Annotated in this window: 11 protein-coding genes; 6 read left to right on the top strand and 5 right to left on the bottom strand. The window is 75.2% G+C overall.

Features of this window, described 5'->3' with window-relative positions; all coding sequences use genetic code 11:
* Positions 1-356 precede the first annotated feature (356 nt).
* Complete coding sequence (locus LG943_RS26880; RefSeq protein WP_270075181.1) at positions 357-980, bottom strand: NAD(P)H-dependent oxidoreductase; 624 nt, start codon at positions 978-980, stop codon at positions 357-359.
* 66 nt (positions 981-1,046) lie between these two features.
* Here LG943_RS26880 and LG943_RS26875 point away from each other — a divergent pair, with 66 nt between their 5' ends.
* Together LG943_RS26875 and LG943_RS26870 are read left to right on the top strand one after the other, a co-directional pair.
* Positions 1,047-1,625 (top strand): TetR/AcrR family transcriptional regulator, encoded by a 579-nt coding sequence (locus LG943_RS26875; RefSeq protein ID WP_270075180.1) that lies wholly within the window; start codon positions 1,047-1,049, stop codon positions 1,623-1,625.
* 319 nt (positions 1,626-1,944) lie between these two features.
* Entirely contained in the window at positions 1,945-3,204 is a 1,260-nt protein-coding gene (locus tag LG943_RS26870) for a N5-glutamine methyltransferase family protein (RefSeq protein WP_270075179.1), read from the top strand.
* Between the two features lie 94 nt (positions 3,205-3,298).
* Here LG943_RS26870 and LG943_RS26865 read toward each other — a convergent pair whose 3' ends face one another.
* The 3 genes from LG943_RS26865 to LG943_RS26855 all read right to left on the bottom strand — a co-directional run bounded on the left by LG943_RS26865 (position 3,299) and on the right by LG943_RS26855 (position 6,551).
* Positions 3,299-3,901: a methylated-DNA--[protein]-cysteine S-methyltransferase gene (locus tag LG943_RS26865; protein WP_270075178.1), complete on the bottom strand. Its 603-nt coding sequence runs from the start codon at positions 3,899-3,901 to the stop codon at positions 3,299-3,301.
* Positions 3,804-5,567, bottom strand: coding sequence for an AlkA N-terminal domain-containing protein (locus LG943_RS26860; protein WP_270075177.1), 1,764 nt, complete (start codon positions 5,565-5,567; stop codon positions 3,804-3,806). Before LG943_RS26860 ends, LG943_RS26865 begins: the two co-directional genes overlap by 98 nt.
* A 117-nt stretch (positions 5,568-5,684) precedes the next feature.
* The gene (locus tag LG943_RS26855; RefSeq protein ID WP_270075176.1) at positions 5,685-6,551 is read right to left on the bottom strand and encodes a TIGR02452 family protein; all 867 of its coding nucleotides are present in this window, start codon (positions 6,549-6,551) and stop codon (positions 5,685-5,687) included.
* A gap of 224 nt (positions 6,552-6,775) precedes the next feature.
* On the opposite strand from LG943_RS26855, the gene LG943_RS26850 reads away from it, so the two are divergent.
* Positions 6,776-7,705, top strand: a complete 930-nt coding sequence (locus LG943_RS26850; RefSeq protein WP_270075175.1) for a hypothetical protein — start codon at positions 6,776-6,778, stop codon at positions 7,703-7,705.
* Positions 7,706-7,737: 32 nt separating this feature from the next.
* Here LG943_RS26850 and LG943_RS26845 read toward each other — a convergent pair whose 3' ends face one another.
* Positions 7,738-8,112: a hypothetical protein gene (locus tag LG943_RS26845; protein ID WP_270075174.1), complete on the bottom strand. Its 375-nt coding sequence runs from the start codon at positions 8,110-8,112 to the stop codon at positions 7,738-7,740.
* Positions 8,113-8,255: 143 nt separating this feature from the next.
* Between LG943_RS26845 and LG943_RS26840 the strand changes: the two genes are divergently transcribed.
* The 3 genes from LG943_RS26840 to sucC all read left to right on the top strand — a co-directional run.
* Positions 8,256-8,675, top strand: a complete 420-nt coding sequence (locus LG943_RS26840) for a cobalamin B12-binding domain-containing protein (RefSeq protein WP_270075173.1) — start codon at positions 8,256-8,258, stop codon at positions 8,673-8,675.
* Positions 8,676-9,015: 340 nt separating this feature from the next.
* Positions 9,016-9,777, top strand: coding sequence for a TSUP family transporter (locus LG943_RS26835; protein ID WP_270075182.1), 762 nt, complete (start codon positions 9,016-9,018; stop codon positions 9,775-9,777).
* Positions 9,778-10,059: 282 nt separating this feature from the next.
* On the top strand, positions 10,060-11,090 hold a 1,031-nt coding region (gene sucC / locus LG943_RS26830; protein ID WP_270075172.1), incomplete at its 3' end, for an ADP-forming succinate--CoA ligase subunit beta.

Genomic DNA, 11,090 nt, shown 5'->3' with positions numbered 1-11,090 from the left:
CCACCACCCCCCCCCCCCCCCGGGGGGGGGGGGGGGGGCGGACTGAACCCCCCCCCCGCCCCGCCGCAACTCTTTTATTTCGCTAAAGGAAAAGATCCGGTGGTGGTCCTGTGCGCACACCATGCCGACGGCCGCGTGCCGGATTCCACCGCCTGCCCCGAGCGGAAACGGGGCTGTGGCCCCCGCTGCGCGCCTCGCAACCTCGGCCATCCGCACCGATGACCGATGTCCGATGGTCGCGGGCCGGGGGTGCGCTTCGCCTTGATGCCCTGTCGCCACCCCCGCCCGCGCGCTTGTACTCGCCCCCCAAGGCGATGACCGCGCGTCCGGACCCGTGTTCGGCCTCGCCGCGACGCTTACGACGGCGTCGGCGTCGGCGTCGGCGCCGCTGCCCGTGCGTGTACGGCCTCGCTGACGAGGCGCACCGCGTTGTCGACGCTGCGGGCCGTCGCCTCCGAAGAAGGCTGCTCGGACTCGTAGACGAACGCCGTGGCGCCGCGTCGGCTGCCGCAGTAGTCGATGATTCCGCGCTCGATCTGCGTCCGCAGCGCCTCCCTGTACCCTCGGCGCTCGAACGCCGCGGAGTCGTCGCCCGCGATGGGCAGGAGGTGCGTGGTGAGCCCCTGGAGCTTCGGTTGCAGGCCCGACGTGGGGGAGTACTCGAAGGCCCAGCCGTTGACGAAGACCCGGTCGATCCACCCCTTCAGCAGCGCGGGCATCGACCACCAGTACACGGGGAAGACCAGCACCAGGTCCGTGGCCCGTTCGAGGCGGCGGTGCTCACGCACGACGTCGGGCGGGTAGCCTCCCGCCTCGTGGTACGCCCGGCGGTCCGCCAGGGTGAACGTGGGGTTGAATTGCTCCTTGGACAGGTCGGCCACCTCGACCGACCCGGGATGGAGCGCCGCCTCAAGTCTTTCCACCACGTGATGCGTCAGGGACCGGGGGTCCGGGTTCGTGGCCACCAGCAGGGTGTGCATCGACGGCTCCGCTCACTCATAGACAACCTACTACTAGTAGGTTACTCGAAAGGAGGACCGCCGGACATGGCCGGGCGACGACTCTCCAGCGCCGACCGGCGGGCACAGCTCGTCGGCATTGCCCGCGACGTCATCGCCTCCGAAGGCACGGACGCGCTCACGCTCGCCTACCTCGCGAGCCGGGCGGGCATCTCCAAGCCCGTCGTCTACGACCACTTCTCCTCCCGCTCGGCGCTGCTCCTCTCGCTGTACGAGGACTTCGACCGGCGGCACCTCGCCGACCTGCGTGCCGCGCTGGAGCGGACCCCGCCCGAGCTGCGGCAGCGCGTCGACGCGATCGCGGCGGCCCACGTCGCGTGCGTCGTCTCCCAGGGCGCCGAACTCAGCGGGGTGATGGCCGCGCTCGTGGGCACCCCGGCCCTGGAGGAGGCCAAGAGGGAGGGCGAACGCCGCTACGTGGACGTCTGCCGCCAGGCCATCCGGTGCGCCGACGGCGACGCGGACCTCGGCGAGGAGGGCGCGATCGCGTTCGTGGGCGCCGCCGACGCGCTCGGCCACGCGGCCGCACGCGGGGAGGCCGACCCGGAACGCGCCCGCGCGACCATCGCCACCGTGCTGCTCAGCGTCGTCACCCGCTCGGCCTGAGGGGCGCGCGGCTCGGTTCTGCGGTCCGGTGCGCCGCCTTCGGCGGCGGGCGCGCCGTCCTGCTACGTTCGTCCCACGTCGTCCTACCTCGTAGGTCTCCCTACGTCGACTTCCGCGAAAGGACTCCCGTGACGCCCCTCGGCATGGTTCTCGGCGACCGCTCCCCGCGCGCTTCGGCGCGGGAGCGGTAGCACCGCCTGCCTGACGCACTCACACCCGCCCGTACCGCTCGGAGCGGGCGTCCTTCGCTGCTCACCGCTCCTCGCCGAAGTGCCCCTCGTGCACCCGCACCCGCACTTCGACCGCGAGGAGTTCTCCCATGCCCTCCACGTCCGGGCCGTCCCCGGCCCTGCCGTTCCCGTCCCCGTCCCAGGCCGTGCCCGCCACCATCCGGTGGACCGAGGACACCATCCGCCGCAGCGCCCGCTGGCACTCCGAGAGCGCCGCGCCCCCGCCCGCGCGGGTCGTCGTCGCCGACGACCGCATGCGGGCCGACACCGCCTACCGGCTGGTCCGGCAGGGCACCGCGCTGCTGTGGCGGGGCGGCTTCCCCAGCGCCCGGCACCTCCTGGACGCGCTGCGCCGCCGGGTCGACCGCGCGGCGCCCCGGCGCGGCGACGATCCCGCCGAGGTCTTCCAGCGGCACCGCCGGGACCGCGCCGCCCGCGCCCGCCTGCTGGGTCGGCTGCTGGTGCTGCTGGAGGCCGACCACTCCCTTGACCTGCGCAGAGCGCCCGACGTACGGCGGGCGTGCGCCGAGGCGTACGGGCCGCCGTCCCGGTCGCCGTCGGTGGCGGCGGAGCCGACGGCCGTGGCGCTCACCGAACTGCTGGGGGTGATCGGCGCCCACCAGTGGCGGCTGAAGGGGGTGGCGGTCCCGGCGCTGGGCGGCGCCCGGGTGCACCCGCACTACGGGGTGTTCCCGCCGACCCGGGCGGAGTACGTCGACCTGGTCGCGCGGGCGCCCCTGCCCGGGCCTCACGCCACGGCCGGCCCGGTCGGCCGCCGCACCCGTCGCGGCCCCCGTCCGGGCGCGCGTCGGCGCACCGCGTTCGACCTCGGGACGGGCACGGGGGTGCTGGCCGCCGTCCTGGCCCGGCGGGGGTTCGACCGCGTGGTGGCCACCGACATCAGCCCGCGCGCGCTGGCCTGCGCGCGCGACAACGTCCGCCGCCTGGGGCCGGCCGGGACGGTGGAGGTGACCGGGCCGGGCCTCTTCCCCGAGGGGCGCGCCGACCTGGTGGTGTGCAATCCGCCGTGGATCCCGGCCCGCCCCACCTCCGAGGTCGAGTTGGGCGTCTACGACGACGGCGGCCGCATGCTGCGCGGTTTCCTCGCCGGTCTGGCCGCGCACCTCGAACCGGGCGGTGAGGGCTGGCTCGTCCTGTCCGACCTGGCCGAACGCCTCGGGCTGCGGACCCGGGGCGAGCTGGCGGACGCCATCGCGGCCGGGGGCCTGCGCGTGGTGGACAGGATCGACACCGCGCCGCGCCATCCCCGGGCCAGGGACGCCGCCGACCCGCTGCACGCCGCCCGCGCCGCCGAGACGACGTCGCTGTGGCGGCTGGCGGTCCGCTGAAGAGCGGGCCGGGGCAGCGCCCGCGCAGCCGCCCGGCCCGGTCCCTGGACGGGGCCGGGCCGGGCGGCGGCATGTCGCGGATCGCGGGCGGCGGTCAGGCTCCCGTGGGGCGGCGGGTGGAGCGCTCCAGGTGGAGCAGGGCCTGCTTGCGCGGCAGGCCGCCGCCGTAGCCGACCATGGCGCCGTTGGCGCCGATCACCCGGTGGCACGGGATGACGATCGAGATCGGGTTGCGGTTGTTGGCCATGCCCACCGCGCGGGCGGCGTTGGGCTGGCCGATGGCCCGCGCGATCTCGCCGTAGGTGGCGGTGCGGCCGTAGGGGATGGTGGTGAGCGCCCGCCACACCTGCCGCTGGAAGGCGGTTCCGGCCGGGGCCAGGGCCAGGGTGAAGCCGGTCCGCTCGCCCGCGAAGTAGGCGGCGAGCTGGTCGGCGGCCTCGGCCAGCGCCGCCGGGGCGCGCCGCCAGCGGGTGTCGGTCTCGTGCGCGAACCGCGTGGGGTCCAGGTGCAGGCCGGTGAGGACCGCGCCGCCGTCCTCGGCGGTCAGCAGGAGGTCGCCCAGCGGTGAGGGCACGATGTCGTACAGCCGCTCCCCGTCCTCAGCGGGCTGAGTGAACTCGACCGCCGCGACCGCCTCGGGCCGGGGCGCGGCCAGGTCCAGCGGGAGCGCGTCCTGGGTCATGCTGTCGGCTGTCATTTCCGGGCTCCTTGCGGGTGGGCTTAGCGGTGGCGGCCGCCGGAGCGGACGCGGAGACGGGTGCGGGTGCGAAGACGCGTTCGGGTTCGGCTTCGGGTCGGGGTTGGGGTCCGGAGGCAGACCCGGCCGCGGGTGCGGCGGCCGCCCACAGGTGGTGGGTGGCATACGTCCGCCACGGGCTCCAGGAGCGCGCGGCGTGCTCGGCGGCGCGGCGGTCGCCGGGGCGGCCCAGGCGCTCCAGGGTGCGGCGCACGCCCAGGTCGGTGCCGAGGAACACGTCGGGGTCGCCGAAGGCGCGCATGCGGATGTAGTCGGCGGTCCAGGGGCCGATCCCGGGCAGGGCGCGCAGCCGGGCGGTGGCGTCGTCCCAGTCGGCGCCGGGGCCGAGGTCGAGGCCGCCGCCCGCCAGGGCCTCGGCGAGCGCGGTGAGCGCGCGGGCGCGCCCGCGCGGCATGGGCAGTTCCTCGGGGGAGGCACCGGCGAGGTCGTCGGGGCGGGGGAAGGCGTGGGTGAGGGCGCCGCTCGCGGCGGTGAGCGGCTTGCCGAACCGCTCCACGAGCCGTCCGGCCACCGTGCGGGCGGCGGCGACCGAGACCTGCTGGCCGACGATCGCGCGGACCGCGATCTCGGCGGGGTCGACGTGGCCGGGGGCGCGCAGGCCGGGGCGGGCGGCCACGAGCGGCGCGAGGAGGGGGTCGGCGCCCAGCACCTCGGCGACGGCGTGGGGGTCGGTGTCGAGGTCGAGGAGACGCCGGCAGCGCTGCACGGCGGTGCCGAGGTCCTGGAGGAGTTCCAGGCACAGGCGGCACCACACGTGGTCGGGGGTGTCGCCCGGGGACAGCTCGACCAGGCCGGTGCCGTGGGGCAGGTTCAGCGAGCGCCGGTAGGTGCGGGCGGCGCCGGTGCCGGTGACCTCCTCGACCCCGGGGACGGCGCGCAGGGCGAGGAAGCCGAAGAGGTGGTCGACGTCGATGGGCGGGCGCAGCGGCAGCCGCAGCGTGACGGTGCCGGGCGCCTCACCGCCCGGGCCGACCCGTCCGGCGGGGCCGGCGGAGCCGGCGCGGGCCTCGGCCGCGCGCGCCGGGGGCCGGGACCTGGCGGAACGGCGGCGGCGCAGTTCGGTGGGGGAGAGCGCGAACACCTCGCGCACGGTGTCGTTGAACTGGCGGATGCTGGCGAAGCCCGCCGCGAACGCGATGTCGCCCATGGGCATGCCGGTGGTCTCGATGAGCACGCGGGCGGTCTGCGCGCGCTGCGCGCGGGCCAGGGCGAGGGGCCCGGCGCCGAGTTCGGCGACGAGCAGCCGGTTGAGCTGGCGCTCGCTGTAGCCGACGCGGGCGGCCAGACCGCTGACGCCCTCGCGGTCCACGGCGCCGTCGGCGATGAGCCGCATGGAGCGGCCCACGACGTCGGCGCGGACGTTCCACTCGGGCGAGCCGGGGGCGGCGTCGGGGCGGCAGCGCTTGCAGGCGCGGAACCCGGCGCGCTGAGCCGCCGCGGCCGTGGGGAAGAAGCGGGTGTTCTCGCGCTTGGGGGTCACGGCGGGGCAGCTCGGGCGGCAGTAGATGCCGGTGCTGGTGACACCGACGTACACCACGCCGTCAAAGCGCGCGTCGCCGCTGCGAATCGCCAGGTAGCGCTGGTCGTCGTCCATCACGCCATCCATGGTCGCCTCCCCACTCCGCCCACGCTAGCGGATATCGGACATGGAGGTCTGGGGACCGGGGACGGCGGCCGACGGCGGCACGCGGGCCATGGAGCCCCGCCGTTCGCACGCGGGTCTTTACCGGCTGTGGTCACCGGCCGTCTGCGGTCGCCGGCGGGGGAACTGGGCGTGGAAGGCGTCCCGGACGGCGGGGTCGCGGTCCAGGATGGCGAAGACGGCCTGGACGAAGACCCCGGCGTACTCGCCGTGGAGGTGGGCGGCGAACGCTGCGGCGACCTCGGCGGGGTCGTTGCCGAACACGCCGCAGCCCCAGGCGCCCAGCACGAGGCGGGTGTGGCCCCGGTCGGCGGCCACGGCGAGCACGGCGCGGGCGCGCCTGGTGAGGGCGGCGCCGATGCGGTGGGCGTCGTGGGTCTGGTTGCGCTCGATCATCCGCCGGTTGGGCGCGGCGGCGGTCAGGAACGCGACGGGCACCGGCTCGGGCAACCAGGAGCCGTCGTCGCGGCGGTACACGGGCACGCCGGGGGAGTAGACCACGCGGTCGCTGTAGAGGAGTTCGCGGTGGGCGCGGTGGTGGGCGTAGAACTCCGGGCAGCGCACCAGGGAGTCGTAGAGCGCGCTGGAGCGGGCCAGGCTCTCCTCCTGGGCGCGGGCGCCGTTGGCCACGCCGCCGCCGGGGTTGCGGGCCGAGGCGAAGTTGAGCGCGGCGACCGTATCGCTCCGGCCGCTCTGGTCGCCCTGCCCGCTCCGCGCCAGGCGCAGGGCGGCCTCCAGCGTGGACTCGCCGGTGACCTCGAACTCCGTGGCGCGGTCGGCGGCGGGCGGGGTGAGCGCGTGCGCCTCCTCGGGGAGGTACAGGCGGGTGCCCGCGCGCATGGCGGTGAGGTGGGGGAGGAGGTCGACGCGGCGGCCGTCGTGGTCGTAGCCGCCGCTCTCGAAGGCGTCCCGGGTCTGCCGCCATCGCTCGCGCATCCGCTGGGACATCGCCGTGGTCCGCCCTTTCCGCTCGTTTGCGCGCATCGGCACCCGGCCCGTCCGGGTCGGCGCCGCCCCGGACGCTACCGCTCGCGGGCGCGGCCGCTCCACCGGATTTCCCGAGGCGCTCGCGGACCTCGCCGATCTCGCCGGCCTCGCGTGAGGGACCCCCGGTGCGGCGATCGCGCCGGTCAGGGGCATGATGAAGCGAACACGGGAGGGAAGTGGCGGGGATGGCGCACGGGACGGTGGTGCGGCGGGAGGCGGTTCCCGCCGGGCCGGAGCGCGTCGGTGGCGCGGGCTGGACGGCCGCGTGGCTGACGGGGGCCGCCGCGCTGTCGGCGGAGGGCGCGCTGGCGCTGGTCGGCTACCTCCTGGCGGGACTGCGGCAGGAGTACTACGTCGCCGCCGGAATCCCGGCCTACGTCGGGTACCTCGTCGCGGCCGTGATCACCGTGGTCGCGCTCGGCCTGGCCGGGCTGGTGGGCTCGGCGGCGGTCGTCCTCCCGCTCGTGCGGCTGTCGCGCCGGTCGGCCCGCAGGGCCGGCCGCCCGGAGACGGTGCGCCGGTGCCTGGCCGTGTGCGCGGCGTTCGCCGCCGCGGCCGCCGCGTGCGTGGGGATGCCCGCGGCGCTTCTCGGCGGCGGGTGGACGGTGCTCCCGCTGGTTCTCCTCGCGGTCCTCCTCGGCCTGGTCCCCGCCGTCCTGCTCGCCCGGGCCGTGACCGTCCTGCGCGGCACCGGTGCCCGGTTCGGGCTGGCCGCCGCGGTGTCCGTGTGCGGACCGGCGCTGGCGGCGGTGGTCCTCGTCGGCGGCCTGGCGGCCTACGGGACCGGTCTGGTCCAGGGGTACGAGCCGCCCCGGCCCACCGCCGCCCAGCTCGTCGGCACCTGGGCCGACGACCGGGGCGGCACCCTCACCCTGCGGGCCGACGGCAGCGCGGTGGCCGAGGGCCTGAGCGTGGGCGGGGACGCCGCCGACCGGTGCGGCGGCTCGGGCTCGTGGGCGCGGGGGGAGTCGCCGTCGGGGACCCCGCAGCTCGATCTGCGCGTCAGCGGCTGCGCGGAGGGCTGGCAGTTCGGCGGGACCGAGGAGCGGCCCACCCTCTACCACTGGATCGGCGACCCGGATTCGCTCAACCGGTACACGCTGCACCGCGAATAGCCGCAGGTGGCCGCAGGGGCGAAACGAAGCGCTCAGATCGGGGGCTCGCCGCGCCGCTTCCCGGCCGCCGTACCGGTGCCGGTCGCGGTACCGCTCCCCGTCTCCGTCCCGGCCTCGGTGTCCGCCGGGCCACCGTGCTCGGTGAGGTAGTCGATGTAGACCGGCCGCAGCGCGTCCTGGACGACCGGGTCCTCCTCGGCGGCCAGGGCGTCGTAGAACAGGCCCGACGCCTGCGCCACGCCGGCCTCGCCCGCCTCCAGGTTGCCCGCAGCCGCCTCGGCGGCGGGCAGCAGCCGCAGCAGCCGCCAGAAGAACTTGACGTCCCAGCGGCGGCGGGCGAGGGCGACGGCGCGGTCGCGGAGTTCGTCGGTCGACAAACGGTCGAGGGTGGACACGTCTTCGCTCATGCCCCTGCCCTACCCGGCCCGCGCCGCTTCAACAGAAGGTGATGTGGGTTACCCTTCCGACGGGTCCACAGTCGCGGTCCGCGCCGGCGCCTCGGGCGATCCCCGGTTCCGGTGGCGGCGCGCAACGGCAGGAGGGGGCGCTCATGAGCGCGTCATCAGCGGTGCGGGTGGTCGTCGCCAAGCCCGGTCTGGACGGGCACGACCGCGGGGTCAAGGTGGTGGTGCGGGCGCTGCGCGACGCGGGTGTGGAGGTCATCTACACCGGTCTGCGGCAGACCCCCGAGATGGTGGTCAGCGCGGCGCTGGAGGAGGACGCCGACGCCATCGGGCTGTCGGTGCTCTCGGGCGCGCACATGACGATCTTCCGCCGCGTCATGGAACTGCTGGCCGAGCACGACGCCACCGACATCACCGTCTTCGGCGGCGGGATCATCCCCGAGGCCGACATCCCCGAGCTGGAGCGCCTGGGCGTGGCCAAGGTGTTCACGCCGGGCACCCCCACCACCGAGATCAGCGACTGGGTGCGGACCAACATCCGCGCCGTGCACACCGGCGCGGGCTGACCGCCTCCCGCCCTCGCCCCCGCCCGCGCGCCGCGCGGGTGTGGGGCATCGCTCACGGCCGGTGGCGGCCGATGCGGCGTGGGCCGCTCACGCCCCGATTAGGCTTGCTTTTCGTGTCGTTTGTCCGGTTTTCCGCAGGTCCGCGGCCACGCCCCTCCCGCCCCGCCGCCGCACCCGCTCCCACCTCCGCACCCCGCTCCGCGGGCGGGCGGCGTTGAGCCCTACGGGCGCCCCGGTCGCCTACCCCGAACTCCCCGACCTGCCCAGCCTGGCCGACCTGCCCGGCCTGTCCGCCCTCCCGGGGTTCGCGGACCTCGCCGGCACCGTCGGCGACCCGGGCGTGGAGGTGGTGGCCCTGCTGCTGGCCGCCGCCATGGCCGCCGGCTGGGTGGACGCCGTGGTGGGCGGCGGCGGGCTGCTGATGCTGCCGGCCATGCTCGTGGCGTTCCCCACCTCCCCCGTGGCGCCGCTGCTGGGCACCAACAAGCTGACCGCGATCATGGGCACCGCCTCGGCCGCCGTGACCTACCTGCGCGGGGTGCGCCCCGACCCGCGGATCATGTGGCCCACCGCGCTGCTGGCCCTGCTGGGCGCCGGCGGCGGCGCCGCGCTGGCGGGGTCGGTGTCCTCCGACGCGCTGCGCCCCACCGTCATGGTCGTGCTCGCGGTGGTGCTGGTCCTGGTGGTGGCACGTCCGGCCATGGGCGCGGTGGCCGACCGAAGCCTGCTGACCCCGCGCCGGATCGTGGTGGCGGTGCTGCTGGCGGGCGGCGGCGTGGGGTTCTACGACGGCCTGATCGGGCCGGGCACCGGCACGTTCCTCATCATGGTGCTGACCACGGTGGTGGGCCTGGACTTCGTCAGCGCCTCGGCGTCGGCCAAGGTGGTCAACACCGCCACCAACCTGGGCGCGCTGGTGGTGTTCGCGCTCAACGGCGACGTGCTGTGGCTGCTGGGCCTGGGCCTGGCGGTGTGCAACGTGGCCGGCGCCCAGGTCGGCGCGCGCATGGCGCTGCGCCGGGGGTCGGGGTTCGTGCGCGTGGTGCTCGTGGTGGTGGTGCTGGCCCTGCTGGTGCGCCTGGGGTGGGAGCAGTTGGCCTAGCGCGCGCCCGGTGTCCTGTTAATCCCGATGTGAGACCTCACACGAATTCCCACCGGCGCGCCGCCGGAGAACCCGGCGCACCGGGGGTTTCCCTGTTCGCTTTGACTGGTCACCGGCGCCCCGGTGTCATCTGTCAAGCCCTGGGAGGACTAAGCTGCCGCATGTTGCGGATGGCATTCGACGTATCACCAACGCGGCGGCATCCGGTTCGGTTCCCCGCGAGCGACATGACTCCACGTCCGCACACGACCGCAGCCAGCAAAACAACAAGGACGGACCCTCGTGGACCTGTTCGAATACCAGGCGAAGCAGCTCTTCGCAGAGTACGGGGTGCCGGTACCCCAGGGAAAGGTGGCGAGCACGGCCGCTGAGGCCCGTGCCATCGCCGAGGAGTTCGCGGCGGCGGGCACGCCCCGTGTCGTCGTCAAGGCGCAGGTGAAGACCGGCGGGCGCGGCAAGGCCGGCGGGGTGAAGGTGGCCGACGACGCCGCCGACGCCGAGGCCAAGGCCGAGCAGATTCTCGGCATGGACATCAAGGGCCACACGGTCCACCGGGTCCTCGTCGAAGAGGCCAGCGACATCGCCGAGGAGTACTACTTCTCGTTCCTGCTCGACCGGGCCAACCGCACCTTCCTCTCCATCTGCTCCGCCGAGGGCGGCATGGAGATCGAGGAGGTCGCCGCGACCAACCCCGACGCCGTCGCCAAGGTCGCCATCAACCCGCTCCAGGGCGCCCCGGCCGACGTCGCCGCCGAGATCGTGCGCCAGGGCAAGCTGCCCGAGGCCGCCGCGCAGGGCGCCGCCGAGGTCATCAGCAAGCTCTGGGACGTCTTCGTCGGCCGCGACGCCACGCTGGTCGAGGTCAACCCGCTGATCCTCACCGGCGACGGCCGCGTGGTCGCGCTGGACGGCAAGGTCACCCTCGACGAGAACGCCGAGTTCCGCCAGGACCTGGAGAGCCTCGCCTTCGCAGCCGAAGGCGATCCCCTCGAAGTCAAGGCGAAGGAGAAGGGGCTCAACTACGTCAAGCTGGACGGCCAGGTCGGGATCATCGGCAACGGTGCGGGCCTGGTGATGTCGACGCTGGACGTGGTGGCCTATGCGGGCGAGGAGTTCGGCGGGGTCAAGCCGGCCAACTTCCTGGACATCGGCGGCGGGGCCTCGGCCGAGGTCATGGCCAACGGCCTGGAGATCATCCTGGGCGACCCCGACGTCAAGAGCGTGTTCGTCAACGTGTTCGGCGGGATCACCGCCTGCGACGCGGTGGCCAACGGCATCGTCCAGGCCCTCCAGTTGCTGGAGGGGCGCGGCGA

It is taken from the genome of Streptomonospora mangrovi, from assembly GCF_027604915.1.
GTDB lineage: Bacteria > Actinomycetota > Actinomycetes > Streptosporangiales > Streptosporangiaceae > Streptomonospora > Streptomonospora mangrovi.
The sequence above is the reverse complement of the archived record's forward strand: the minus strand, read 5'-3'. Positions and strand labels throughout refer to the sequence as shown.